Here is a 24,818-nt window from a genome sequence, read left to right as displayed (position 1 = left end):
GTGGCGCGACGCCCGGCCGCGGGCCCGCCACCAGCAGCCTGACAGCGGGACAACAGCGACCTACCAGCGGGCGGAGCCATCGTCGGAGGACAACCTCCTCCGAAGGGACAGCTCATGACATCGACCGACAGCATCCGGATGGGCGTGGTCCGCAGCATCCAGTACGGCCTGGTCACCAAGCCCGACACGTTCGCCCCGCAGGCCCGCGACCTCGGCGCCGGACTGCTGCGCCTGTTCTTCTACTGGTCGCAGCTCGAACCCGAACCGGGACAGTACGACTGGAGCGCGGTGGACGCGGTCCTGGACCAGGTCGACGACGACACCGAGCTGTGGTTCATGATCTGCGCGGCCTCACCCTGGGGCTCGACCAGGCCGACCGACCTGCTCCCCGGCTCACCGCCCACCGATCCGGCGGCGTACGAGGCGATGCTGCGCGCCCTGGTGACGCACTGCGCGGGCCGCGTGCGCTACTGGCAGTGCGAGAACGAGCCGTGCATCCCGCTGTTCTGGGGCGGCACCGCCACCGAGTACCTCGACCTGCTGACCCTGTTCCACCGGGCGGTCAAGAGCGCCGACCCGCGGGCCGACGTCGTGCTCGGCGGCTGCCCGCCCGGCGTCTTCCCCGCCCCCGAGACCCCCGATGAGGAGCGGGACTTCTTCCTGCGGCTCGTCGCCGAGGGCGCCTACGACGTCTTCGACATCCACCTGTACGGCGACCCCTACCTGATTCCCGACACCATCGACGACATCCGCACCGTGATGCGCTCGTCCGGCCCCGAGAAGCCCATCCTGGCCGGCGAGTACAACGGCCCGCTCCTCTTCCAGTATCCGGAGGTGATGGAGCACCTGTCCGACGTCATGAACTCCGGCGCCCTGACCCCTTGGCACACGTTCACGACCGCGGATTTCAGGACGGGCCGGGTGTCCGCCGCACCCGCCCGGGAGGCGATGGAGCGGCTGTACGCGCGGATGAGCGAGCTGCCGCCGACCCTGCAGATGTTCATGACGGGCTGCCCGCCGGAGCTGGAGGCCGAGCGGCATCGGATCAACGCGGCCGACCTCGTGGTGCGCAACCTGCTGGCGCTGTCCTGCGGCGTGCGGCGCACGGTCTGCTGGCAGCTCGGCCCAGACGCGTACGAGCCCGCAGACCATCTCGAGGTGCTGCAGTTGATGTTCTCGAAGTTCGTGCTGCTGGAGTCCGACGGCGAGACGCTCGGTGCCCGTCATCCGAGCGCGGACGCCTTCGCCGAGCTGGCCGCGCGCCTCGACGGCGCCGAGAGCGTCCGGCGGGTCGACGTGCCGGACGCCTATCTGTTCGAGGTGACCCGGCCCGGCCGCCCATCGCTCTACGTGACCTGGGTACGCGGCGCGGAACAGGACATCGAATGGCGAACCGCCCCTCAGGGGAGCAGCAGCCCCCAGTAGAAGGCCCACGGGAGGAACACCGCCCCACCGGCGAGCAGGAGTCCGAGCCGTACCCTCTCGCCTCTCGCCACGGTGGTGCGGACCCGGCGCCAGGCCAGCGCCGTACGGACGGTGGCGACCACGCAGGCCACCGCGAGGAGCTGCAACCCCAGCCAGATCACCGGGTGACCCGCGATCATGGGCCCGGGAGCGGCCAGCTTGCCACCGGTCATGACCACGTAGAACAGGTAGGCGAACGCCCCGAGCACCACCCCGAACCCGCCCGCGCTCACCAGCCGGGCGGCCCTGGACACCGGCGCCTGGGCAGCGCGGCGCAGACGCCGCACCAGCGCGACCACCGGGTAGGCCCCGAACCCGACCAGGAACACCAGCAAGGCCACGACCTGCATCAAGGCCGACTCCCACCAGGCAGGAGGGTCCATCGGAATGGTCAGCGACGCCTGCGTGGGGTCCGGGCCATTCGTCTGAGCCGTGCGCAGCTTGCCGCCGGTCACGTCCTTCACCCAGGAACCGACCAGATCGGCGTAGCCGGGGGCGAGCTCCTTCAGCCGGGTGACGCCGCCGTCAGGGCTCTGGTGGGCGGCATGGTCGGCGCCCGGGAAGAACTGGAAGGTGTAGTGCCGGTTCCCGCCCGCCTCGAGCGCCCTGGCGAACACCGGAGGGGTCTCCTCGGGCGGGGTCAGCAGGTCGTTCGTGCCCCAGATGCCGAGGACGGGCTGGCCCACCTTGGCGATGGTCGGCGCGGGATCGTAGTAGGGCTCGGGGAACATGCCGCCGTCGGCGATCGCCGTGTACAGCTTGGGCTCGGCCCGCTCGACGAGCGACCCCGACACCCCCGCCTTCCGCAGCCCGGCCGCCACGGCCCAGGTCTGCTGCCGCAACGGCGCCAGCCCGTTGGCGCCCACGAGCACGATGAAGGCGACCTCCTTCGAGCGGGACGCCGCGATCGGCACCACCCAGCCGCCCTCGCTGAGCCCCCACAGCCCGACCTTCGCCGGATCCACGCCCGGCTGCGTACGCAGCGCGGCCACGGCACCGAGCGCGTCGTCGGCCAGCTGCGAGTAGGACCGGTTGAAGAGCGAGTAGCCCACGGACCGCTTGTCGTAGATCAGCACGGACAGCCCTCTGCGGGCGAACTCGACCGCCTCACCCAGGAGCTGCTTGCGTGGCGTTCCGGTGCCGGCGCCGTGCACCAGCACGATCCCCGGCCGCTCGGCCTTCGCCCCGGCCGGGGTCAGCACCGTGCCGTGCAGGTCGAGCCCGCCGCTACCCCGGAAGCTCACCTCGCTCGCACTCAGATCCGGGGGTACGGCGAGCGGGGATGGTTCGGCCGCCGCGACAGCTGGCGGGACGAGCAGGCACAGGGCCACAGCCACTGCCGCCGCTCCAGCAAGAATCCGTCTCATATGCCGAAGCTACTCTGCAGAGACATCTCGGCAAAGGTTTCTCTGCAGATATCGTTCGGCAGGAGGATAGGCTGCTCCTCATGAAGGATGACGAGGCGTTCACGCTCGACGACCCGGCGAGGCTCAAGGCCCTCGCCCATCCGATGCGCCGGCTCATGCTGCGCCACCTCAACGTGCACGGCCCCGCCACCTCGACCACCCTCGGCGAGCTCTTCGACGCCAAGACCGGCACGACCAGCTACCACCTGCGCCAGCTGGAGAAGTACGGCTTCATCGAGGAGATCCCCGAACGCTCGACCGGCAGGGAGCGCTGGTGGCGCCGCGCCCCCGACGCCCCGAGAGACATGCGCCTGCCCGCCCCGGACCAGCTCGCCCCCGAGGACCGCCCGGTGCTGGCCGAGTTCCACCGCATCGGTATGGACGAGGACCGCGTGCTCTTCGAACGCTTCCCCGCCGCCTACCACCGCGACCCGGACTGGGCGAAGGCATCACGCGGCCTGGGCCGGATGACGAAGCAGGAGTTCGCCGAGTTCTACGAGGAGTACATAGCCCTGCTCCTGAGATACAGCCACCGCGCCGAGGACGCACCGCCGGACGCCCGCCCCCTGTACATCCGCCTCTTCGCCCTCCCCGCCGACGAGGATTGACCAATCCCTCGCCAAGACGACTCACCTGCGGGCACCACGCTCACCGGGCAGGAAACGCCCTGCCCTCAGATTCGTCCCTGGCTCTCGTACCATGACCCTGTGCGCGGTCTCATTCGTTCGGTGTGGGACGAGCCCCGTCCGCCCAACCCCGCACCGCGGGGGTGGCGGGACTGGGCGCTGGTGGGGGTGTTGGTGGCGGTCGCGGTGCTCGAAGGAGTGCTGCGGCCGGATCTTCCGTGGCGGGCCCTCTCGGTGATCGTCACTGCCGGGCTGGCGACGACGTTGTTGTGGCGTCGCAGCAGGCCGCTGCTGATGATCGCGATCGCCTTCGGCGCCATGACCCCGGTCCCCTTGTTCACCGGCGGCTACTCGCCGGAGACGTACACCATGGCGTTTCTGCTGTTGCTGGCCTACTCGTTGTTCCGGTGGGGGTCCGGACGCGAGGCGGTGATCGGGTTGACGATCATCCTGGTCAAGATCTGCGTCTCGATGGTCTTCGACTACCCCGGTCCCAGCGATGCCGTCGGCGGGGTCACCGTGGTGTTCCTGGTCCTCACCCTGGCCCTGGCCTTCCGTTACCGGGCCAAGGCCAGGATGCGCGAGCTCGACCAGGTCAAGCTGCTCGAACGCGAACAGCTGGCCCGCGACCTGCACGACACCATCGCTCATCACGTCTCGGCGATGGCCATCCGCGCACAGGCCGGCCTGGCCACCTCGGCGTCGCGGCCGGCCGCCGCGACCGAGGCGCTGCAGGTGATCGAGGCGGAGGCGGCGCGCGCCTTGGCCGAGATGAGCGCCATGGTCCGCGTCTTACGCCGCGACCAGCCGGCCGGCCTGGCGCCCGGGCGGCGCATCACCGATCTCCAGCAGCTCGCCGGCCCCGGCGGCTCCGGTCCGTCCGTCGACGTGGAGATCTCGGGCGACGTCGACGATCTGCCCCCCTCGGTCGGTGCCGCGATCTACCGCCTGGCCCAGGAGTCGGTCACCAACGCCCGGCGCCACGCACGTCACGCCACCCGCGTCCAGGTCCGCCTGACCGCCGACGACACCTCGGTGCACCTGCGCGTCAGCGACGACGGCGACAGCAGCCTCATCCGCCCGGCCGCGTCGCCGGGTTACGGACTCATCGGCATGATCGAACGCGCCGACCTGCTCGGCGGCACCTGCGTCGCCGGCCCGAACCCCGATCGAGGGTGGAGCGTGACCGCCGTACTTCCTCGAACCGGATCGGCCTCATGAGCATCCGCGTGATCGTCGCCGACGACCAGGAGATCGTCCGCACCGGGCTCATGATGATCCTCGACGCCCAGCCGGACATCGAGGTCATCGGCCAGGCCGCCGACGGGCGGCGGGCCGTCGAGCTCGCGCGGCGCCTCCGCCCGGACGTGTGCCTGTTCGACATCCGCATGCCCATCCTTGACGGCATCGAAGCCACCCGCTCCCTGGCCGGGCCGACCGTCGAGGACCCCCTGGCGGTCGTGGTCATCACCACGTTCGACATGGACGAGTACGTCTACGCCGCCCTGAGAGCCGGTGCCCGGGGTTTTCTGCTCAAGAACGCCGGCGCCGACCTGCTCTCCCAGGCCGTCCACGCCGCCGCCAACGGCGACGCGCTCATCGCCCCGAGCATCACCGCCCGACTGCTCGGGGCCTTCACCCGCGCCGGGCCCGCCGCACCACCGGTCCACCCCATCGAGGCGCTCACCGACCGAGAAGAACAGATCCTGACCACCGTGGCACGTGGCCGAACCAACAGCGAGATCGCCGACCAGCTGCACATTTCCCTCAGCACCGTCAAATCCCACATCGCTAGCCTGATGGCCAAACTCGGCGCCCGTAATCGCGTCGAGATCGCCATGTGGGCGTACGAGACCAACCGCGTCAAGAACTAACGCGGCCGCGCGGCTCGAGGTGGATGGGCCGGTCGCTTACGGATGATCCATTCGGCCACGGCGACGTTGATCACCCACCCAGCGCCCATGAGCAGCCCTCTGGGCAGCTCGCCAGGTGTGCCGAAGAACAGGAACCACGGCAGGTGGGTCAGCGCCTGTGTCCCCGCACCCAGGGCGATCGCATACCCGCGCATCATCCAGGCGCGGTGCCGGGCGATGTCCCGCCGCCGGATCGCGGCGAGGCCGAGGCCGATGGACAGCAACATGGCCGTGCCGAACACGAGCCGTAAGCCGGTGACGAGATCGCCATCCCCTGCGGGGCGGGGATAGAACAGGGTCATCCACAGACCCGTCAGCGCTACGACGAATCCACATGGCACCAGCACCCGCCCGGCGACGCGATGCCACCCCGGCCTGCGGCGACGGAACCCGGAGGCGAACTGAAACGCCCCCAGAAGGCTGTACACAGTGACGCTGATGATGTGCAGCACCACGGGCAGGGGCACCGCGAAGAACCGAGCGTTCTCCGGCGTGACCGCCGCACCGCCGGTCAACTGGGTCAGGCGGAAGGCGCCGGCGGCTATGGGAATGGTGCTGAGCAAGATCAGCCCGGCGGGCACGAGCCACCCTGCCCGCGTGGCTCTGCGCCGATCATGCGTCGGCCCGCTGCCTTGAGGGGGTTGCCGGAACGGGGGGCGTACCGTCGTGATCTCGTCGCTCATAACCCCGATTGTGCGGACTGGGGCAGTGGCGGCTCATCGATAGAACGGCCCGTTCTGAGCTGGCCGATCGTCCGGCAATCGGGCGTACTTTCGGCTGATGGACGGGCCCGGGGTGCGGCGCGTGCCCGCGCCGCACCCCCAAGCGCCTGCCCCCGCAGGCTAGGCGCGGCCTCCGTCCTTGATGGACACGATCGAAGCGGTCTGGAACCTCTTGTGGCCCTTCCCGTCGGACTTGACCACCGCTGTGTAGTTCTTGTTGGTCCAGCCGAGGCTGTACTTGATCTTCAGCTTGCGCTTGTTGCCGCACCGGTTGTGCCAGTACACCGTCACGGAGGTGTTGCCGTCTCCCCAGGACCAGGCGAAGCAGCCGCTGACACCGCGATGGACGTCCGCCGCCGCCGGAGCGGCGCCAACGCCGACGCCGAGTCCGGTGACGACGACGGATGAGGCGGCGACGACGGCGACTCGGGTACGCAGGCTCGCCATACGAGAGCTGGTGGACATGAGGAATCTCCTTCTCTTCTGGAGTGATGCGGTCACTTCGCTGAGGCGAGGCAGCTGAGGACGACGCGCTTAGGAGAGATGCGCTTGGGGGGCGCCGGTGCCGCGCGGGTGTGTTCGCCGAGGAACCTCCGCCACGATGCCATCAGGAGGACGGGGCAGCCCAGCGATCTTTGTCCAAGGCTGCTCCCCGGGGCCGACACTGGACATTGGACAAATCACGCCCGGGCGTCGACCTGCGGTGATCTGAACTGATCGTTGACTTGTCGCGTCAGATAATTTGGAAGCTACTGACAGGTACGCAGGCGCCGGCAGCGTCGCGAGTGAACGGGGGAAGAGTGAACGGGACGAAGTGGGGCCGAGGTGCCGGCTCAGGATCGTAAGCGTCGGGGACGGCAGCCGACACGCCCAGATCCGGATTCGGGTGCGGTTGGGGCCTTCGCCGACCGGCTCCTGCGGCTGAAGGAGGAGGCCGGCGATCCCTCGTACGCCGAGATGTCCGCTCGGCTCGGCGCGGCGGCCTCGAAGTCGTCGCTGGCCAGCGCGGCCCAGGGGCGGAAGTTACCGAGCTGGGAGACCGCGTGGGAGTTCGTCCGGGTCCTCGCGGTCGATCGGCTGGGGCGTGATCCCGAGGAGACCGAACGGGAGTGGCGGGAGCTCTGGGAGCACGCGAAGGCGGTCCCTTCCACTGACGACGCCGACACCGTCGGCGGAGCGGCGGTCGACATGGCACACGACGACGGAGCGGCGGCCGGCACGGCACACGGCGACGAGCCCGCACCAGCACCGTCGGCCACCACAGCCGAAGTCGTCCAGGCTCCGGTGCCGTCCGCGCGGCGGAACCGCGTCCTCATCAGCGCCATGATCGTGGTCGCGATCATCATGGTCGGCCTGACCGGCTTCTATCTGGTGACGAACGCGGGCCAGGACGAACCCCCGGCACCGCCGGCAGCGAGCACCCCCGCGAAGGATGATTCCGCATTCGTGGGTGACATCACGTATCCGGACGGCTCGGAAGTGCGGCCGGGCTCGTCGTTCAAGAAGGTGTGGCGAATCCGCAACATCGGGACCACGTCCTGGACGGGCAGGCGTCTGGCTCGTATCAACACCGGGCCCTGCCGATCCCCCGAAACGGTGCTCATCCCGCCGACCGCACCTGGCCAGACCGCGGACATCGCGGTACAGGTCCGCGCTCCGGACAAACCCGGCAACTGCCGCATCTACTGGAAGATGACCGATGCGCAGGGCCAGGAGCTGTTCCCGAACAAGCGGCCGGTGTTCCTGGACGTCCGGGTAACCGCGCCCTGACCCGCCGGCTTTTTCGACGGCTGGATGAACCTACGAGCCCCGCGCCGCCGTACCCCTTTCTGAGCGGGCCGGTTCATCCCACGGCCCGCACCTCCCCCCGCACCCGATAACTGCCCGATCGAGTGTCCCGACCGAGACGTCGACTCCGTCCACGGATGCCCCAACCGGCGGCTTCCCACGCGGCCCACATCCCATGCCGCACAGACGAGTCGACGCCGACCGAGGGACACCGGCACCGGGCGATCGGGGGCGGGGGTTCACGCGCATGATTCGGCCGGCGCCGTGGGCCGAGAGCGGATCTTCGCCAGTGCCCGGGTGAGGTCCCGGGAGGACAGGTAGAGCTTGAACATGATCGCGGCCTCGAAGACCAGCAGGAGGGCCGCCGTGCCGATGGTCACCGGCACGATCCACCCGGTGAGCGGGCCGACGATGAACACCGCCATCTGGAACTCGATGCCGCTGATCAGATGAGCCCGGACGCGGTGGTCGCGCAGCCAGTCGCGGATGCGGATGTACCAGGCGAAGTGCGCACGGAAGTTCTGCTGCAGGTCCACCGAGTCGGCGGAGCGGATCTCGCCTGAGTCGAGACCCGTCTCTTCCAGGTCCGGCTTCTCCACCGAAGCGGCCGGGACGCCGGTGACCTGCTCGATCGCCTCGTCCAGTTTGCGGCGCATCTGGCGGCGGACCTTGGCGATCTGGAGCGCGTCAACGTACCGGAGCATGTCGAGGAAGACGACGAGCATGCCGAGGACGAGGTAGAACTCCTCACCGGTGCTCTCGAAGCGCCCCCACATGAGCGCCAGGGCGCAGGTGAGCACCCGGATGCGGTCGAAGACGTAGTCGAGCCAGCCGCCCAGCACGGTGCCGGTGCCCTTGAGCCGGGCGATCTTGCCGTCCACGCAGTCCAGCACGAAGCTCAGGTGATACAGGACGGCGCCGGCGACCAGCCACGCCCAGCCGTCGGCCATCAGGAAGCAGCCCGCCGAGCCGAGCCCGAGTAAGAAGGCGCCCCAGGTGATCTGGTTCGGCGTGATGGCGGTACGGTTCGCCAGCCCGACCACCAGCCGACCGGCCAGCGGATCGACCAGGAACACCGTCCACCAGGCGTCCCGCGCCTTGTAGGTCAGCGTGCGCACGTCGTCCAAAGTGAAGGTTGTCACTGTGCGGGCCCTTCGTCGGTCCAGCCGATTTGTCGATATGCGATGAAAGAGCCAATTTCGGCGTCCCGGCCGTCGGCCACCCGGCTGACGCTCCGCGTCTCCGTGGCCAGCGGCAGCCCGCTCTCCGCGTCGATGACGAGCCGCTCGTCGCTGAGCCGACCCTCCCTCATCACCTGGTAGCTCAGGGCCTGGCCGGCCCGGCCGAGCGGGTCGGTGGCCGCGCCCTCCGGTTTCATGCCGGGCATCGAGGCCAGGATCTGGTACGCCGAGGCGCGCACCTGGGGCGAGACCGGCAGCCCGGTGATGATCTCCAGGCAGCTCTCGCGCAGCTCGGCCTCCATCTCGCGCCCGACATACGCGCCGTTCTCCCGGGCGATGTGGGTCACGAGGAAGGCGCGGAGCGCCGTGGGGTCGCTCGGGATCGTACTCAGGGCCGTCCAGCTGGCCAGTTGCTTGGTCAGGATGCCGGCCGCGTTCCGCCAGCCGACGCGGTGCGGCCCGCCCTGCGGCGGACCGGGCGCCGCCTCCACCAGCGCCTGCGGGGAGACGCGGCCCAAGCCGGTCACGTCCGCCGGGTACTGCCAGCGGCTCGGCGACCCGGCGGTTCGCCACGCGGCCTCGTCCTGGGACGTCGCCGGTCGCGCGCCGAGGTAGCGGCCGGTCCAGCGATCCTGTGCGCCGTTCTTCCTGGTGAGCCAGGTCTCACGGGTGGACTGGCGCTTGACGACGTACTGGCGGTCGGGAGAGAGGATCAGCTGCCCGGTCACGACGTTGGTGCGCCAGTAGGCGCCGTCGGACGGCGCCGTGGCCATCGCGACCGCCGCGGCGAGCAGGATCTGCCTGGCGGTCGGCGGGGCGGAGGCGGACACGGCGGGAACAGGCGAGAGGTCGATCAGCGAGTTCGAGGGCACGGCCACGGCGAGCGCCAGCGCGGCCGCCGACGCCGCCCCGATCAACCCGTTGCGGACCGGCGCCCACCACCGCGACCGCTCTCTCCGAGCCGGTAGGCGTTGAGGTGGGGCTGTCAGCGCCGCCTGCAGCCTGGCCCGGCCGGAGTCGACGACCTCGGTTGACGGACCGGGCATCGAGAGGAGATCGCGTACGGCGGTCAGCTCGTCCGGACGGTCGTTCAGCTCATCCATCGAACCCTCCGATCATCGGATTGACGCCGCCCAGGGCTCTGCGGAGCTTCTTACGCACCCGGTTGAGCCGCGAGCCGACGGTCCCGAACGGAATGTCGAGCGTCTGCGCGACCTCCTCGTAGGTGAGGTCGGCGAGCGCGACGAGGAGGAGCACGTCGCGATCGCCGGCGGAGAGACGTCCAAGCGCTGTCGCGAGCCGCCCCTGTGCGTTCGCGGCGGCCACTCTCGCCGTCACCCTGTCCTCGTGCCCGTCATCTGCCACTTCGCCGGCGGGTGCCCGCTGGAAAGCCTCCAGCCTGCGCGTTTCGCTCCTTCGATGCTGAGCGAGCAGGTTGGTGGCGATGCCGTACAGCCAAGGCCGTACGGCCCCGCGGGCGGAGTCGAACGTCTGCCGTTTCCTGAACGCCACCAGGAACGTCTCGGCGGCCAGATCATCGGCGATCTGCGTGCCGAGCCGTCCGGAGACGTACCGGTGTATCTCTTCGAAGTAGCGGTCGTAGAGCACGGCGAACGCTTCCGGGTGGTGCCATGACCGCTCGATGAGCGCGGCGTCATCGTCTGTCACTGGCACGTCCGGGGGAACGGCCATTCGCATGGTGTCCCTTCTGTGGGGTACACCTCTATTCCGCCGAACCCCCGACTCCTCTTCACACTTCTTTCAAAATCAACACGAAGTTTCCCGAAATATCCCCGGTTGTCCTCTTAAATGCCTGTACAGCGGGCACCCCGCTCCGCAGCTCGGACTTTTACCCGCGCTTGCCGATCGAGCGGTAGGCCGGGCGACAGCGCGGTCCTATGGTCGCGTCCATGGCCTCTCCAGAAGACAACGAGCGGGAGTTGATCCTGCGGGTGGCGACCAGGCTGTTCGCCGCGCTCGGCCACGACGGCGTCTCCATCGGTCAAATCGCTGAGGCCGCCGGGCTCAACACGGCCACCATCACCTCGCATTTCCCCACCAAACGCCACCTCTACCTGGCGGTCATGGAGCGCGCCCACCAGGTCCTCGCGGCCGTCATCGACAAGAGAGCCGGCGAGCTGAAGGCCGCCGCACCCGAGGAGCGGCCGGCCGCCCTCCACCGGTTCATCGACGGTTACATCGACCTGTGCGTCGAGCATCCCGAGGTGCCCGCGCTATGGATGCACCGATGGCTCTCCGACGCCAGCGACATCGAAGAGCTGGAGTCACTCGCCGCTCAGCCACTGGCCCAGCACGCCGTCGACAGCATCACCGCCCTGGCGGCGCCCGTACACGCCGACGCGCGGTTCACCACGTACACGATGGTCTGGTGCATCCAGGGCTTCTCACTGAGCGGAGTCCTCGACACGACGGGACGACGTCGCCGCCCCAACGACCCCGGCACACTGCGGCGCTTCCGCGCTCACATGCACCAACTGCTCGACCGCCTTCTCGACCTCGCCCCCGCCGCCGAACCACCGTCCGACAAGTGATCGGTCTCCCGGCTGCCTCCGCTCCACTGGTACGGCCGGGCGAAGCTCGCCAACCTCGCGTACACGCTGGACCTGGCCGAGCGACTGTGGGGCACGGGTGTCTCGGTCTTCGCGGCCGACCCCGGCGGCGCCGCCACCGACATGACCGACGGCACCATGCGCTCACCCAAAATCGTCTCGCCGGGCCTGCGCCTGCTCTGGCCCCTGGTCCGCCGAACCTTCGAACGCGCCACCTCCGGCCCGGCGTCCGTGGCCGCCCGGCCGTCGATCCTCGCCGCGACCGACGCCTCACTGGACGGACAGACAGGCCTGGTCATCGGCCCCGACGCCCGACCCGTCGCCCCTTTCCGCGCCGGCCGCGACCCCCGAACGGTCCAGGCCGTCCTCAGACTCAGCCGGCAACTGGCTCCCCTTACCCTCACCTGAGCTTCGCGACCTCGCCCCCTCCACGCCTCTACGCCGGCCTCATGCGTCGGCTATCCGTCGCCCGCGCGCAGCACCTCGCTCAGCCGCCGGCGGCGCCGTAGCGCCGACTCGATGGGCACCACGACGGCGACCGCCACCAGGAACGCGACGGTCACCAGGCCGAGCCGCCACCACGGCAGCACCAGAGCCGGGTCGGCGGCCTGCCCGGTGAGCAGCCGCAGCGCGAGCGAGCCGAGCATCAGGCGGGCGAGCAGCACCCCGAGCAGTGGGCCGGCCACGACGGTGACCATCACCGGCGGCAGCAGCTCCCCTGCGGCGATCCACCGGGCGTCGCGCGGCCGCAGACCGAGGGTGCGCAGCCGGGTCAGGGTCTGCCATCGCTCCGGCGCGCTCGCGGAAGCGCCGAGAGCCAGGCCCAGCAGCCCCAGGGCCAGCAGGGTCGCGGCCGAGACCCACGCCAGCGTCAGCAGCCCTGACGTCAGCGGCGCCGCGCGGCGGGCGCGTAGCACGTCCTCGCGCAGCACGACGTCCGCGCCGACGGCGCTCGCGGCGACCGCCCGCGCCGCTCCGGGGCCGGTCACCCACACCGTGTTGGGTACGGAGGGCATGCCCGCGGCCTGGAGGGTAGCGGCGTCCACGAGGACGACGTCACCGGCGTCGCCGATGGCGGGTGCCGTACCGACGGCGGTGAGCCGGATGGCCGGAGCACCGTCCCGGAGCAGTTCCAGCCGCATGCCTGACCGCAGGCCGCCGTCGCCGGAGCGCACCAGGGCAGGCACGGCGCCGTGACCGGTCGCCCCGAGCCGGGCGAGCGCCGGCGCGTCCGGCAGCGGGGTGGCGGCGAGCAGCCGCCGGAACGCGGAGGCGTCCACGATCACCAGGCGCGGCGCGACGACCAGTGAGTCGGCGACGACCCGCGCCCGGTCGGTGACCTGCGCGGCGACGGCCTGCCGGACTCCTGGCGCGGCGGCGATGCGCCGCGACAGGGCGGGCGTGGAGGCCGCCGCGGCGGGGACGACGTCGAGGCGGGCATCGGCGCCGACGGTACGCCACGCGCCCTCGGTCAGGCCGTCGCCGGCGGTGGCGTCCAGGGTGAGCGCGAACGATGCCAAGGCGGCGGAGGTCACCAGGACCAGAAGCGGCAGCGCACGCGCGGACGTCGCGACCGCCCGCGCGGTGCCGAACACCGCCAGCGGACGGCGTGAGCGCAGGGCCTGCTTGAGCACGAGGCCCAGCCCCGCGGGGAGCAGCCGCAGCAGGACGAGCGTGCCGGCGAGAACGCCAAGGGCGGGCGCGCTCGCCGGCAGCGGCCCGCCATCCCCCAGCCCGAGCCCCGGACCGGCCACATCACCGCCGGCCGCGGGGGCGGCCGGGAGGATCCCGCGCTGGTGCAGCGCGACGAAGGCGGCGATCGCGGCGATCAGTACCGCGGCCTCGAGTGCGGCGCGGCGCAGTTGGACGGTGTGACGGGCCCAGCGGCGCGCGGTCCGGTTGGCCGGGACCCGCCGGTCGCGGGTGGCGCGGGCGGCGGCGAGCGTACCGAACACCGGGCCGGCGACGGCGGCGGCGAGCACCACGGGGAGCACCCACTCCCAGGAAGCGCCCGGGACGAGGGCGCGGGACAGCGCCAGCCCGGCCGCGGCGGCCGTCAGGGCCACCACGGTGGACTCGAGCAGCAGCTCGGCACCGAGCGTCGGCAGGGCCGCCCCCCGTTGCCGTGCGGCCTCCAGCGCCGGGGCGCGGCGGCGGACCAGCAGGTCGGCGGCGAGCAGCAGGACCAGTACCGCGGCGGCCAGCACACCGGTGAGCAGGACCGACGCCTGCGCGGATGCGGCGCCGACCTGGGTTCTGATGGTCCGCAGTACGCCGTCGAGCCCCGTCTCCCACTTCAGGGAGCCGTCGAGGGCGCCGGAGGAGCCGGAGGTCGCCTTGAGAGCGACCACCTTCGCGGAGATCGCCTGGGCGGAGTCCAAGCTGATCCGGCTCGGGTCGGGAGTGAACCGGACGATACGCCGTAGCGCGTCCTGGTCGAAGGCGAGGCGGGCGTCGGGCAGGGAGTCGGGTGACAGCAGGCCGCCGAACCGGGTGGAGCCCACACCATCCGCACCGGAGACGGGACGCAGCAGCGCGGGGGCCGGCCGCCAGGCGGGATCGGTGCTGTCTTTCGCCCGGAAGATGCCGCTGACCAGGACCTTCTTGACGCGTCCCGCATCGTCCTTGAGGGGGATATGTGCGCCGGGACGCAGCTTGAGCGCGGCGGCGTCCGCTTCCGACAGACCCACCTGCACCGGCCAGGGCGCCTCCGTGACGGGAACCTCGGCGTGGTTGTCCGCCTCGGGGACGGCGGACCGGGGCGGCCCACCCGCGACCCAGGTCACGTGCGGCCCACCGTCGGCGCCGTCCGCATGCTGCCCACCGTCGGCGCCGTTCACGTGCGGGCCACCGTCGGCGCCGTCCGCATGCTGCCCACCGTCGGCGCCGTTCACGTGCGGGCCACCGTCGGCGCCGGCGCCCTTCGCCAGGTACGCGAGCTGGAAGGTGCGCAGCACGCTGCCGTCAGTGATCTTGAGCGTGGGGCTGATGACGGTGGCGACGGGCGGACGCAACGCGGCCCGCAGGCCGGGTCCGAGTTCGTCCGTCGCCCTGTCGCGGAAGTCGTCGACGTCCTCGGCGAGCCGGGGCGCGCGGACGCGTCCGCCGTTGGGCCCGTCGTCGCGTTCTATACGGGCCTCTACAAGGACGTCACCGTCGCCGCCGGCGCGGCGGACCCCGTCCTGAACGGCCTCGTCGGCGGTCGCGCGCAGCAGCGGCGGTACGGCGCCGGCGAGCAGGGTGACGACCGCCACGACCGCGGCGGCCAGGAGCAGCGACCCGGCGTCGGCGCGGGCGCGCCCCCGGACGCTGGGCCAGTGCAGGGCGAGCGTCCACCAGCGACCGACCGGCCACCGACCGGCGCCCCACCTCCCGACACCATCCGAAGATGCCTCACGAAGCCGTGTCCGCAGATGCCTCACGACGCCACCCGCAGGTACGCGACGTCGAGGCGGCGGGCCTGTACGACGACCACTGCGGTCACCGCGAGCGTGCACCCGGCCAGCAACAGGGCGAGCAAGCCGGCCTCGGTGACCCACGGCCAGATGGGCAGGGCGGCGGGCACGGGCGCGGCGCCGGTGTCGGAGCGGACGAGCAGGGGCGCGACGAGGCGGGTGGCGAGTGCGCCGACGGCCGCGCCTGTCCCGAGCAGGGGCAGCAGGACGCCGACGTGCTGGCCGAGCAGCACGGCACGTACCTCCCGCCGGGTCATCCCCAGCCCCCGCAGTCGCGCCACCTCCAGCGCGCGGGCCCGGAGGTCGAAGGTCACGTGCAGGACGACGCCGGCGAGCAACAGCAGGGCCGTGACCGGGACGAGCAGCCGGAGCGCGGCCGGCAGTCCGGCGCGCAGGGGACCACCGGTGAGGCGGGCGGTCTCGGACGCGCGCGTGGTGACGGCGCCGAGGCGGAGGGCGGCGACGCGTACGGCGGCGTCGGCCCGGGTGGGGTTGCCGACCCACCAGGCGTCCACAGGGAAGTCGAGGTTGCCGCTGACGACAAGGGCGCGGGAGAGGGCGTCCGAGTCGGCCAGGATCGCCGCGGCGCCCGAGGCGGCTGGAACGGTGGGCAGCACCTCGGTCACCCTGACCGGGACGGGGGTGAGTCCGACGGTGAGATTGAGCCGGGAGCCGCGACGGGCACCGACCTCATCGGCGAAGCGGGCGGAGACGGCGACGGGCACCGGTCCCGCGGCCGGGAAGGCGGTGGCGACCAGGGTTCGGGCGGCGTCTGGGGGGCCCTTGAGTCCGACGGTCGTCGTCATTCTCAGCCGAACGCCGGCCGGGGTACGGGCGAGGGCGACAGCCGGATCGCCGAGTTGGCCGGCGGCGGGCTCGACGGAGGCGGCGCTCCACGGCGACCAGCGCGCCGCGCCGGCTGAGGCTGAGGCTGAGGCGGGGGTCTCGGGCACGGTGAGGGTGACGGCGACGCGGCTGTCGCCGGACCCGGCCGGCAACTCGGCCAGGGCATCGGAGTAGCCGAAGCCGACGTTCCCCAGATCGGGCGCGAACGGGAGGGACACCGCGACCAGCCGAAGCCCTTCGACGGTCGCGCAGGCCGGCAGCGGATGCGCCTTGCCGTCGAGCGGGACGGGCGCGCCGTCGCAGGGTATCCGTAAGCCCGTGGCGTCCTGCAGCAGCAGCCGGGGGGTGACGATGAGCGGGGTCGTACCGGTCGTCCTTCCAGTGCCGGGCGCCTTCCCAGTGCCGGTCGCCTTCCCAGTGCCGGTCGCCTTTCCGGTGCCGGTCGCCTTTCCGGCGAGGGTGAGCACGGCGCCTTTCGGGACGGGGACGCCGGTGGCGCGGGTCGGCGGCGCGAGGGCGGCGCCCACGTCCGTCCACCTGCGGACATCGTTCAGCCGGCCGCGCAGCAAGGACTCGGCGCGGGTGGCGTCGACGGCGACCAGTCGCGGTACGTCGCCGGCGGTGCCGAGCCACTGCCCGACCGCGACACCACGGTTGGTGGCCGGGCTCACCGCTCCTCCGGTGGCCGCGCCGACAGCCGCGCCCTGCCCGGCCTCCGGCGGCGTGGTGAGGGCGAGAGCGAGATCGGTGCCGACGGCCAGGTCGGCCTGGTCATGCTGGGAACGCTGCCACGTGGCGTCGAAGCCGACCCCGAACGTGGCGGCCGCGCAGGCCAGGCCGATCAGCAGCCCCGCGGCGACCGCCTGCGGCCGACGGGCGGCTTCGAACGCGGCCAGCGGGAGCGTCAGCCCACGGGCGCGGCGCGCCAGCCGCTCGACGCCGCGCAGCGTGGGCACCACCAGGCGCAGCGCCAGCGCGGAGCCGGCGGTGAGCAGCAGCGCGGGAGTGAGCACACGGATGGCGTCGACGGAGGACCCGGAGCCGGTGGGCTGATCGCGCAGCTGCCACCAGCCGGCGACGGCGAACGCCACGAGCAGCACATCGGCCCCGGAGCGGGCCAGCAGTTCGCGCCGGTGGTGACGGTCGCCGACCGCGGGCGTGGGCCGCACCGAGAGGGCGACGAGCACCGCCGCGAGCGCCAGCGCGCCACCGGCGACGGCGAGCACATGGACGCCGGTCACGACCGGATGGACGGCGAGCCCGGCCTCCGCCAGCGGCGGCAGGTGGGTCAGACCGGCGTGCAGGACGGAAGAGGCGGGGATCGCGAGCGCGGCGGCCAGAACGGCGAGTACGCCGGCCTCGAGGACGGCGCCGGCGGCGAACTGCCCGCGACTGACGCCCAGCGCCGACAGCAGAGCGGTCTCGTCAGCGCGAACGCCCGCGGTGAGCCGACCGGCGAGGGCGAGGGCGGTCGCGGTCAGGACGATGCCGAGGACGGCGACGGTGAGTACGGCGGCGGCAGTGACCTGCTGCTGATCGCGGGCGGACAGCAGGGTCGACGGCAACCGGGAGGCGACGCGTTCGATCCGTACCCGGTCGCCGAGGGTACGCGCCAATAGGCGGTCGGCGCCGAGCACGGCCACGGCGACGGTGTCGAGACCGCGGCGGGTGGGGGTGGACAGGTCGGGATGGGCGGTGATCTCCAGCCGGTCGATGGTGGACCCGCCGCCGAGCAGGGTGGCGAGGTCGACGATGAACGGCCCGTACGCGTGGACCGGCTGTACGGAGCGGCCGTCGCGGTAGGCGAGGTCGTAGCCGGTGGCGGCGAGGGGGTCGCGGTCCCAGCCGGTGCCCCGCAGCGGGCGTACGACGCCGACGATGGTCACGTCGACCGTCCGGGCGGGGTCGTCGCCCAGCTCCGCGCCGAGGCGAACGCGTCTGCCGAGGGTGAGGCCGAGCAGCCGCGCGGTGGGCTCGAGCACGACAGCCTCCAGCGGCGCGTCGGGGCGGGGCGCGTCGGGCTTCTGCGGCACAGCCGGGCGGGCCGAGTCGGCCGCGCCTCGCGGCCAGCGTCCCTTGACCAATGCGGCGCGGGCCGGCAGGTCCTCCACGCCCGACAGGTAGGTCTCGGCGGGGACGCCGTCGCCGTCGCCGCCGCCCCGCGTCGTCGGCAGCGACCGCATCACCGACGACGCGCGTGCGGCCGTCGTCGCGGTGTACGGAGCCAGCGCCGAGGTCAGCACGCGGCGGGTGTCGTCGGCGACGGATCGCGCGTCCGGCCCGCGGACGGTGACGGTGTAGGCGGTGACGTCGACCTGGTCAGGAGCGGCGCGGGACGCGGCGGCCTCCAGCGCCTGCTCGGCGGTGCGAGTGACGAGGAGGGCGCAGGCGCCCAGCAGAGTGAGGCCCACCATGGCGACCGCCAGGAGGGCGGCCAGCAGCGGCCACTGCGCGCGAGCTCGGTGGGCGAGCAGCCTCAGCACGGGCCACTCTGGACGATCACGAGCCTTCTCGCCCGTCGTTTCTGGACGATCACGAAGCTTCCCGTCCGTCCAGCCGCCCGTCGTTGATCTGGATCACCCGGTCCGCCAGCGCGAGCATCGTCGGGTCGTGCGTGGACACCAGCGCTGTCACACCCTCGGACTCCACGACTCCGCGCAGCAGCGCCATCACCGACAGGCCCGTCTCGGCGTCCAGCTGCCCGGTCGGCTCGTCGGCGATCAGCAGCCGGGGCGAGGCGGCCAGGGCCCGGGCGATCGCCACCCGCTGCTGCTGGCCGCCGGACAGCTCACCCGGACGCTGCTGAGCGTGGTCGGCCAGGCCCACCAGCTCCAGCAACAGCGCGACCCGACGCTCGCGTTCCGCCGCCGGGAGGCGCGCCAGCCGTAAAGGGGCGCCGACGTTCTCCGCGGCCGACAGCACCGGGATCAGGCCGAACGTCTGGAACACGTAGGAGACCTTCTCCCTCCGTAACCGGGACAGGCCGTCCTCGTCGAGGGCTGTGACATCGGTACCCTCGACGAGGACGGTCCCGGAGTCCGGACGGTCCAGGCCGCCGATGACGTTCAGCAATGTGGTCTTCCCGGAGCCGGACCGGCCGATGAGGGCCACCATGGTGCCCGCCGCAAGATCGAACGACACGTCCCGCAGAGCGTGGACGGCGGTCGGCCCGCTGCCGAAGCGCCGATGAACGCCGCGCACGGCGAGCAACGGCCTGTCGGCCGGCCCGGCGCTCACGCGGACCCGTCGAGGTCAGGACGGATCGCGACGTGATCCGCCTCCAGCGCCAGTCGGACCCGTCTGGTCAGCGCCAGCGCCTCCCGGTAGTCGCGCGGCACCTGGACCCGTCCGGCGCGGTCCATCACGGCGTACTCCTCGGCGATCATGTGCGTGTCGCCGTCGGCGCCGGTGGCGGTGCGGCGCAGTACCTCGCTGCTGGTGCGTCCGTCGCGGATCGCCACGGTCCGCTCGACCTGGCCGCTGACCGCGGGGTCATGGGTCACGATGACGACGGTGACGCCCAGCCGGCGGTTGACCTCTCGTAACGTACCGAAGACCTCGGCGGAGGTGGCGGTGTCCAGCTCGCCGGTCGGCTCGTCGGCCAGCAGGACGCGCGGCTCGTTGGCGAGGGCCACCGCGATGGCGACCCGCATCTGCTGCCCGCCGGACAGCTGCCCGGGACGCCGGTCGGCGCAGTCGGCGACGCCGAGGGTGCTCAGCAGTTCGGCGGCGCGGGCCCGGCGCCTGCGGGCCGGCGTGCGGGCCGCGGTCATCGGCAGGTCGACCATCTGCCGCGCGGTCAGGTAGGGCACGAGGTTGCTGGCCATCTGTTGCCGGACGAATCCGACGGTACGCCGCCGGTAGCGCACACGGTCGGCCCGGGACATCGCCAGCAGGTTCCACCGGTCGACGCGTGCCCGCCCGGCGGTGGGGGCGTCGACCCCGGCGAGGATGGACAGCAGCGTCGACTTGCCCGACCCCGACGCCCCGACGACGGCGACCATCTCGCCACTGTCCACGAGTAGGTCCAGCCCTTGTAACGCCTGCACCTCGACCGACCCGGACTGGTAGATCCGCACCAGGCTCTCGCAGACGATCAGCGCGTCCCGCCCGAACTCCGGCGCCTTCTGAGGCGGCTGCGGCAGGGACAGCGGCTTGATGGACATCCCCCTCCTCCGGACCGGAGTCGCGCTCATCTCTGGCCAGACTCTATAGAGTCCCCATCTGCCCGGCCAACAGGCTCTTGTGAGCGCTCACGCCCCGCGAAGGAGCCGTGACCGGCTGCCCGGAACCGCGGTCCCCAATCGTGCACCCGACATCACTACTGCTACTTTTGTGCCCTTTAGTCCCATAGTGGTTAGAGGTACGGAAAGTGCGACGGTACGGCTGGACGATCAGCGCGGTCATGGCAGGGTGTCTGCTCGCAGGATGCTCCGCCCTGCCCGCCCTGCCAGGCATGGGCGGCGCGAAGGCGGACCCTGCCGCGACGGGCAAACCCAGCGCGAGCAGTGCCCCGAAGCCGGCTCGGGCCGTCTCGGACCAGGAGGCCACCTCGGTCCTCGCGGACTACGTCAAGCGCAACAACGCCGCGAACAAGGCCCGGAGCGACGAACTCCTGGCCGGCTACGAAGGCGGCTCCAGCTTCGCCATCGACAAGGCCAGCTACGCCTCCAGCCGCATCCTGCGCAAGACCATCAAATACCAGCCGTTCGGCTACACGGGCGCCGCGTTTCGCGCGCCGGCCGCCGGGCAGCAGCCCTGGTTCCTGGCCACGGCACACTGGCAACGCAAGCCGACGACCTCGAAGGAGCCGACGTACCTGCTCTTCGCCCGGCAGGGGGACGGCTGGCGGCAGATGTACTCCCCTGACGCCTTCGACGGCACCACCACCGATGAACTGCCCGCGATCGCCGCTGACGCCTCGGGCGTCGCCACGGCGGTCGGCCCCACGGACGGAACCGGCCTGCTGATGTCACCCGCCGACTTCGCGAAGAAGTACGCCGCCCACATGGTCGGCAAGGGCACCGCCGCCGACAAGAGCCTCTTCGCCGCCGACAGCATCACCACCGGGGCGGCGAAGACGCGCCAGAGAATGACCCAGTACGCGCGTATCTCGTCCGCTGCCCGCCCGGTCACCCGCTACCCGTCATACACGCTGCGCACCACCGACGGCGGAGCCCTGACCTTCACCACGATCGAGCGCACGATCCGCTACGACGTGCGGCAGGGCCCGGAGCGCAACTACGTCTTCCAGAAGGACAGCGGAATCCTGCGCGGCAAGTACTACACGTACATGAAGATCACCGATCTGTTCCAGGTCGCCGCCCACATCCCCCCGAAGAGCGGCAAACCAGACCAGGTCAAGGTGCTCGCCAACTACTCCGGCCTCGTAGCGGGCAGCGGCCGCTGACCCCGGTTCGCCGCTGTGAAGGCCCTGCCGATGACCCACGCGATGCCGGTGAAACGGTCACGGAAGCTCGCGGAGCGCCGGCACGTTGTCTGAGACATGCAGATCGGCGAAGCCGCCAGCGCCAGCGGTGTGAGTGTGCGCTCATTGCGGTACTACGAGGATGAAGGCCTGATCGTCCCTGGTCGGTGCAGCAACGGGTACCGCGACTACTGCCGGTCGACCATCGACCGAGTCCACGCCATTCGCTCGCTGCTGGAGTACGGGCTGCCCGTACGGTTGGTCAAGGCCGCTCTGCCCCACCTCACCGACGGACCGGAAGCCGACCCGGATCCGCTTTTCCTGCATGAGGTGGAGAACTATCGTGATCGGCTCGCCGCTCGCATCGCCGCTCTCACCGCCCAGCAGTCGGCACTCGACGCCTACCTGCGCGAGGCCCGCCGGTGACCATGGCTTGACCCTCACGCCAGTGTGAGGCTCCTACGTTTCGGCGCATGGAGACCAACCACCAGACGATGCGGGCACTGCTTCAGCGGTCGCACCGCGGGCCGAAGGATCTGATCCTCACCAGCGACCGTCGTCGCCCCACCCCGGGCCCGGGCGAGTACCTGGTCCGGGTCGGCGCCGCCGGAGTCAACTTCGCCGACGTCATGCAGACCCGTGGGACCTACGGAGGAGGGCCTCAGGCGCCCTACGTCGCGGGGTTCGAGGCCGCCGGTGAGATCGTGGGCGTCGGAGCGGGCGTCCAGGCCCCACTTCCGCTCGGTACCCACGTCATCGGAGCCGGCCCTGGCGCCTTCGCGCAGTACATGACGCTGCCGGCCACAGGAGTGCTTCCCGTCCCGTCCGGCTGGACGGACGCCGAAGCCCTCGGCATGGTGCTGAACTGGGCGACCGCTTTGGCGGCGCTCAGGCCGCTGGGTGAGATCAAGCCAGGTGAAACGGTGCTCATCCATGCGGCGGCAGGCGGAGTGGGGCAGGCCGCGGTGCGCCTCGCCCGCCACTACGGTGCGCGGGTGATCGCCACGGCCTCACCGGCCAAGCACGACACGGTTCGAGCGCTCGGCGCCGACGAGGTTCTGGACAGTACGCGCCCCGACCTGGCCGAGGAGATCACCCGCCTGACCGGCGGAGTCGACCTGGTCCTTGAATCGATAGGACAGGCCACGTTCAAGGCCAGTCTGTCGGTCGCCAAACCCTTCGTCGGGCGCGTCGTCGTGTTCGGCGCCGCTTCCGGCGACGCCAGTCTGACCACGCACGACCTGGTCTTCACCCACCACGCGCAGGTGAAGGGCTTGCACATCGGTGCGCTGGCGAGCGCCGCCCCATCGATCTACCGATCACTGTTCACCGAGATCGGGGAGCACATCGCCAACGGCGTGTACCCGCCCGGCACTCCGCAGGTCCACCCTCTGGGCGACGGGCCGGCCGTGCTTCAGGAACTCGAAGCGGGCCAGACCCGTGGCAAGCACGCCCTTGATCCTTGGCGCTAGGAACCGAACTGCTTCTTGACCGCCGCCACCCGGTCCATCAGCACGCCCGGCGCGATCAACACACACTCGTATCCGAGCGAGGCGTAGGCGTCCTGGTGGACCTGCTCGAACCGCAGCGACTCCTCGAACGTGATCAGCCGCGCGTCGGTCGGCGTGACGAATCCGAGGTTCTGTACGAAGAACACCTTCTTCTCGTAGATCCGCTGGGCCTCGATGCGTTCCAGTTCGCGGGACAGCGCCGGAGAGACGGAATGGCCAAGATAGACAGCCAGCGCGTACGTGCAGACCGGCGATCGATCATAGATCTGCACCTCACCGGGAAGGGCCGCGGCCTGTTCCTGCCGTCGGCGCTGCAAGGTGATGATCGCCTCCACGAAGGACGGCTTCGTCCACGGCTCGGCTTCACCCTGGGCCTGCCGCAGGGCGATGACATCTGTCGCCGCCTCCTCGACGACGGTGTAGCCGTCGCACTCCAGCCAGCGCAGGATGGCGGTCTTCCCGGCTCCAGGCGTGCCGGTCAGGATGTAGCGCTTCATGAATCACTTCCTGCCGGTCGTACCCAGCGCGTGTCTCAATCAGGTCTGGACGGATCTCCAGGACTCCACAGTCGCTTCGGCGATGGCTTCGATGCCGCGTCCGTACGCCAGATGCCCATCGGACACGAAGCTGACTCCCTTGACCGGCAAGCCGCAGAACGAAGCGCGGAAATGCCCGGGAGATCCCCCCTGCGGGAGCGGCGCGTACTCCTCAAGTGGCGCCATGTCGTAGCCCGACCGCACCCCGTGCCTGTTCCGCGCTATCTGATGAGCCGCCACGCGAAGCAGCGCGTCAAGGCCCTTGTCCACGTACAACTGCAGCTGGCGGAACTGGCCGTCCAGGTACTTCTCATGGGCTCTCGCAGGATGCTGCAGGAGGTACGCGCACACCACGGGCGCGTGCCACCTGTACATCTGCGGATCGGCCTGCTCTTCAGCCAGGATCGCGTGGTAGTAGTCCACACACAAGCCCAGCGGGCCGGCACTCGCACCGCAGTCGCACCGGCGCATGCTGGGGCCATCTGTCACGGTCCGCACCATAGGCGGTCGGCAACGGCCCTGTCGACGACATTTCGGCCGACAGTCTGAACATCAGCCCTCACTTCACCCAACGTCGAAACCCGCCCTCAGAATTGATCACCTGGCCGGTGATCCAGGCGGCATCGTCCGAGGCGAGCCAACGGACCACCTTGGCGACCTCATCTGGCCTCCCCCACCGGCCCGAAGGCAGGGCATGACCGATCTGCCGGGCGAGCTCGGGATCGGCCCAGCCGGTGTCGACCGGCCCAGGGTTGACGGTGTTGACGGTGATGCCCCGATCAGCGAGCGCGTCGGAGAGGCTGACCGTCATCTGATGGATCGCACCCTTGCTGATCGCATAGGGCAATTCCGCCGGCATGGGGGCCAAATGCTGACCGGAGGTGAACAAGATCACCCGACCCCCGGAGCGCTGATCATCGTGCTGAGCGGCGAATGCCTGGGTCAGCAACACGCTGGCCCGCGCGTTCACCGCCCACGCCAGGTCGAGCTCGGCCGCGGTCACCTCCTCCAGCGCCTGCTTGGAACTACGCGCATGGTTGGCGACCAGCACATCCACGTGCCCGAACCGGTCGACCGCCCGCTCGATCACCGCCGCGGGCGCCGCCGGGTCGGTGAAGTCGGCCTCCACATGCTCCAGATGGTCACCCACGCCACCCAGCGCCGCGAGCACGCCGGCCATCCCGGCCGGATCGCTGCCCCACGGCTGATCGGCATCGTGTGGGGTCCACGACTGCGCCACCACCTTCGCCCCGGCGCTCAGCAGTTCGCGTGTCAGGGCGAAGCCGATCCCCGCCCGGCGACTCACTCCGGTCACCACCGCTACCCGGCCCGTCAGAGGCCCCTGTGCGCTCATGTCGATTCCCATCCGGGA

General features: G+C 71.2%; 23 protein-coding genes. 10 read left to right on the top strand and 13 right to left on the bottom strand.

The genetic code is table 11. The features are described from left to right. Positions 1–114: 114 nt before the first annotated feature. On the top strand, positions 115–1,425 hold the full coding sequence (locus tag AB0B61_RS21625; protein ID WP_358434414.1) for a hypothetical protein: 1,311 nt from the start codon (positions 115–117) through the stop codon (positions 1,423–1,425). Here the strand turns inward: AB0B61_RS21625 and AB0B61_RS21620 are convergent. Further along, entirely contained in the window at positions 1,401–2,801 is a 1,401-nt protein-coding gene (locus tag AB0B61_RS21620; RefSeq protein ID WP_358434412.1) for a prolyl oligopeptidase family serine peptidase, read from the bottom strand. The genes AB0B61_RS21625 and AB0B61_RS21620 overlap by 25 nt on opposite strands. A gap of 110 nt (positions 2,802–2,911) precedes the next feature. On the opposite strand from AB0B61_RS21620, the gene AB0B61_RS21615 reads away from it, so the two are divergent. The 3 genes from AB0B61_RS21615 (at position 2,912) to AB0B61_RS21605 (ending at position 5,370) form a co-directional block, all read left to right on the top strand. Beyond that, the gene (locus AB0B61_RS21615) at positions 2,912–3,478 is read left to right on the top strand and encodes a helix-turn-helix domain-containing protein (protein ID WP_358434410.1); all 567 of its coding nucleotides are present in this window, start codon (positions 2,912–2,914) and stop codon (positions 3,476–3,478) included. Positions 3,479–3,577: 99 nt separating this feature from the next. Further along, positions 3,578–4,717 carry a histidine kinase gene (locus tag AB0B61_RS21610; RefSeq protein ID WP_358434408.1) on the top strand — a complete coding sequence of 380 codons (1,140 nt, stop codon included), beginning with the start codon at positions 3,578–3,580 and terminating at the stop codon, positions 4,715–4,717. After that, entirely contained in the window at positions 4,714–5,370 is a 657-nt protein-coding gene (locus tag AB0B61_RS21605; protein WP_358434405.1) for a response regulator transcription factor, read from the top strand. Before AB0B61_RS21610 ends, AB0B61_RS21605 begins: the two co-directional genes overlap by 4 nt. Here the strand turns inward: AB0B61_RS21605 and AB0B61_RS21600 are convergent. Together AB0B61_RS21600 and AB0B61_RS21595 are read right to left on the bottom strand one after the other, a co-directional pair. Next, entirely contained in the window at positions 5,367–6,092 is a 726-nt protein-coding gene (locus AB0B61_RS21600) for a DUF2306 domain-containing protein (RefSeq protein WP_358434402.1), read from the bottom strand. The two genes, AB0B61_RS21605 and AB0B61_RS21600, sit on opposite strands and share 4 nt — an antisense overlap. Positions 6,093–6,251: 159 nt before the next feature. Further along, positions 6,252–6,596: a hypothetical protein gene (locus AB0B61_RS21595; protein WP_358434400.1), complete on the bottom strand. Its 345-nt coding sequence runs from the start codon at positions 6,594–6,596 to the stop codon at positions 6,252–6,254. 360 nt (positions 6,597–6,956) lie between these two features. Between AB0B61_RS21595 and AB0B61_RS21590 the strand changes: the two genes are divergently transcribed. Further along, entirely contained in the window at positions 6,957–7,901 is a 945-nt protein-coding gene (locus tag AB0B61_RS21590; protein WP_358434397.1) for an NBR1-Ig-like domain-containing protein, read from the top strand. Positions 7,902–8,158: 257 nt separating this feature from the next. Here the strand turns inward: AB0B61_RS21590 and AB0B61_RS21585 are convergent, their stop codons facing one another. Genes AB0B61_RS21585 through AB0B61_RS21575 form a run of 3 tightly spaced genes read right to left on the bottom strand, consistent with a single transcriptional unit; the run spans position 8,159 to position 10,768 of the window. Beyond that, complete coding sequence (locus tag AB0B61_RS21585) at positions 8,159–9,037, bottom strand: CDP-alcohol phosphatidyltransferase family protein (RefSeq protein WP_358434394.1); 879 nt, start codon at positions 9,035–9,037, stop codon at positions 8,159–8,161. Positions 9,038–9,057: 20 nt separating this feature from the next. After that, positions 9,058–10,203: a CU044_5270 family protein gene (locus AB0B61_RS21580; protein WP_358434391.1), complete on the bottom strand. Its 1,146-nt coding sequence runs from the start codon at positions 10,201–10,203 to the stop codon at positions 9,058–9,060. Continuing rightward, positions 10,196–10,768, bottom strand: coding sequence for an RNA polymerase sigma factor (locus tag AB0B61_RS21575; RefSeq protein WP_357654898.1), 573 nt, complete (start codon positions 10,766–10,768; stop codon positions 10,196–10,198). The genes AB0B61_RS21580 and AB0B61_RS21575 overlap by 8 nt, the downstream gene beginning before the upstream one ends. Before the next feature lie 242 nt (positions 10,769–11,010). Between AB0B61_RS21575 and AB0B61_RS21570 the strand changes: the two genes are divergently transcribed. Both AB0B61_RS21570 and AB0B61_RS21565 read left to right on the top strand, forming a co-directional pair. After that, positions 11,011–11,652, top strand: coding sequence for a TetR/AcrR family transcriptional regulator (locus tag AB0B61_RS21570; RefSeq protein WP_358434388.1), 642 nt, complete (start codon positions 11,011–11,013; stop codon positions 11,650–11,652). Between the two features lie 156 nt (positions 11,653–11,808). Next, the gene (locus tag AB0B61_RS21565) at positions 11,809–12,078 is read left to right on the top strand and encodes a hypothetical protein (protein WP_358434386.1); all 270 of its coding nucleotides are present in this window, start codon (positions 11,809–11,811) and stop codon (positions 12,076–12,078) included. A 50-nt stretch (positions 12,079–12,128) separates the two neighbouring features. On the opposite strand, the gene AB0B61_RS21560 is transcribed toward AB0B61_RS21565, so the two are convergent. The 4 genes from AB0B61_RS21560 to AB0B61_RS21545 are packed head-to-tail and all read right to left on the bottom strand — an operon-like array spanning position 12,129 to position 20,137. Next, positions 12,129–15,092: an FtsX-like permease family protein gene (locus tag AB0B61_RS21560; protein ID WP_358434383.1), complete on the bottom strand. Its 2,964-nt coding sequence runs from the start codon at positions 15,090–15,092 to the stop codon at positions 12,129–12,131. Then, positions 15,089–18,454 (bottom strand): FtsX-like permease family protein, encoded by a 3,366-nt coding sequence (locus AB0B61_RS21555; RefSeq protein ID WP_358434381.1) that lies wholly within the window; start codon positions 18,452–18,454, stop codon positions 15,089–15,091. The genes AB0B61_RS21560 and AB0B61_RS21555 overlap by 4 nt, the downstream gene beginning before the upstream one ends. Before the next feature lie 49 nt (positions 18,455–18,503). After that, positions 18,504–19,208 (bottom strand): ABC transporter ATP-binding protein, encoded by a 705-nt coding sequence (locus tag AB0B61_RS21550; protein WP_358434378.1) that lies wholly within the window; start codon positions 19,206–19,208, stop codon positions 18,504–18,506. Then, a complete protein-coding gene (locus AB0B61_RS21545) occupies positions 19,205–20,137 on the bottom strand; it encodes an ABC transporter ATP-binding protein (RefSeq protein WP_358434375.1) in 933 nt (310 codons plus the stop codon). Before AB0B61_RS21545 ends, AB0B61_RS21550 begins: the two co-directional genes overlap by 4 nt. 206 nt (positions 20,138–20,343) lie before the next feature. Here AB0B61_RS21545 and AB0B61_RS21540 point away from each other — a divergent pair, with 206 nt between their 5' ends. The 3 genes from AB0B61_RS21540 to AB0B61_RS21530 all read left to right on the top strand — a co-directional run bounded on the left by AB0B61_RS21540 (position 20,344) and on the right by AB0B61_RS21530 (position 22,871). Then, entirely contained in the window at positions 20,344–21,381 is a 1,038-nt protein-coding gene (locus AB0B61_RS21540) for a hypothetical protein (RefSeq protein WP_358434372.1), read from the top strand. A 96-nt stretch (positions 21,382–21,477) separates the two neighbouring features. After that, positions 21,478–21,825, top strand: coding sequence for a MerR family transcriptional regulator (locus tag AB0B61_RS21535; protein WP_358434369.1), 348 nt, complete (start codon positions 21,478–21,480; stop codon positions 21,823–21,825). 47 nt (positions 21,826–21,872) lie between these two features. Then, on the top strand, positions 21,873–22,871 hold the full coding sequence (locus tag AB0B61_RS21530; protein ID WP_358434367.1) for an NADPH:quinone oxidoreductase family protein: 999 nt from the start codon (positions 21,873–21,875) through the stop codon (positions 22,869–22,871). On the opposite strand, the gene AB0B61_RS21525 is transcribed toward AB0B61_RS21530, so the two are convergent. The 3 genes from AB0B61_RS21525 to AB0B61_RS21515 all read right to left on the bottom strand — a co-directional run bounded on the left by AB0B61_RS21525 (position 22,868) and on the right by AB0B61_RS21515 (position 24,812). Further along, positions 22,868–23,407 (bottom strand): AAA family ATPase, encoded by a 540-nt coding sequence (locus AB0B61_RS21525; protein WP_358434365.1) that lies wholly within the window; start codon positions 23,405–23,407, stop codon positions 22,868–22,870. The genes AB0B61_RS21530 and AB0B61_RS21525 overlap by 4 nt on opposite strands. A 39-nt stretch (positions 23,408–23,446) precedes the next feature. Beyond that, complete coding sequence (locus tag AB0B61_RS21520) at positions 23,447–23,917, bottom strand: DUF5946 family protein (protein ID WP_358434795.1); 471 nt, start codon at positions 23,915–23,917, stop codon at positions 23,447–23,449. An 88-nt stretch (positions 23,918–24,005) separates the two neighbouring features. Further along, positions 24,006–24,812, bottom strand: a complete 807-nt coding sequence (locus AB0B61_RS21515) for an SDR family oxidoreductase (protein ID WP_358434362.1) — start codon at positions 24,810–24,812, stop codon at positions 24,006–24,008. Positions 24,813–24,818 lie beyond the last annotated feature (6 nt).

The organism is Nonomuraea sp. NPDC049158, assembly GCF_040648335.1.
Classification (GTDB): Bacteria; Actinomycetota; Actinomycetes; order Streptosporangiales; family Streptosporangiaceae; genus Nonomuraea.
This window is presented reverse-complemented; position numbering and strand designations above follow the sequence as displayed.

Bases quoted from the DNA above. Each gene is read 5' to 3' on its own strand.
- AB0B61_RS21625 (WP_358434414.1), top strand. From the start codon at position 115: ATGACATCGACCGACAGCATCCGGATGGGCGTGGTCCGCAGCATCCAG.
- AB0B61_RS21615 (WP_358434410.1), top strand. From the start codon at position 2,912: ATGAAGGATGACGAGGCGTTCACGCTCGACGACCCGGCGAGGCTCAAG.
- AB0B61_RS21605 (WP_358434405.1), top strand. From the start codon at position 4,714: ATGAGCATCCGCGTGATCGTCGCCGACGACCAGGAGATCGTCCGCACC.
- AB0B61_RS21600 (WP_358434402.1), bottom strand. From the start codon at position 6,092: ATGAGCGACGAGATCACGACGGTACGCCCCCCGTTCCGGCAACCCCCT.
- AB0B61_RS21595 (WP_358434400.1), bottom strand. From the start codon at position 6,596: ATGTCCACCAGCTCTCGTATGGCGAGCCTGCGTACCCGAGTCGCCGTC.
- AB0B61_RS21580 (WP_358434391.1), bottom strand. From the start codon at position 10,203: ATGGATGAGCTGAACGACCGTCCGGACGAGCTGACCGCCGTACGCGAT.
- AB0B61_RS21570 (WP_358434388.1), top strand. From the start codon at position 11,011: ATGGCCTCTCCAGAAGACAACGAGCGGGAGTTGATCCTGCGGGTGGCG.
- AB0B61_RS21565 (WP_358434386.1), top strand. From the start codon at position 11,809: ATGCGCTCACCCAAAATCGTCTCGCCGGGCCTGCGCCTGCTCTGGCCC.
- AB0B61_RS21545 (WP_358434375.1), bottom strand. From the start codon at position 20,137: ATGTCCATCAAGCCGCTGTCCCTGCCGCAGCCGCCTCAGAAGGCGCCG.
- AB0B61_RS21535 (WP_358434369.1), top strand. From the start codon at position 21,478: ATGCAGATCGGCGAAGCCGCCAGCGCCAGCGGTGTGAGTGTGCGCTCA.
- AB0B61_RS21530 (WP_358434367.1), top strand. From the start codon at position 21,873: ATGGAGACCAACCACCAGACGATGCGGGCACTGCTTCAGCGGTCGCAC.
- AB0B61_RS21525 (WP_358434365.1), bottom strand. From the start codon at position 23,407: ATGAAGCGCTACATCCTGACCGGCACGCCTGGAGCCGGGAAGACCGCC.
- AB0B61_RS21520 (WP_358434795.1), bottom strand. From the start codon at position 23,917: ATGCGCCGGTGCGACTGCGGTGCGAGTGCCGGCCCGCTGGGCTTGTGT.
- AB0B61_RS21515 (WP_358434362.1), bottom strand. From the start codon at position 24,812: ATGGGAATCGACATGAGCGCACAGGGGCCTCTGACGGGCCGGGTAGCG.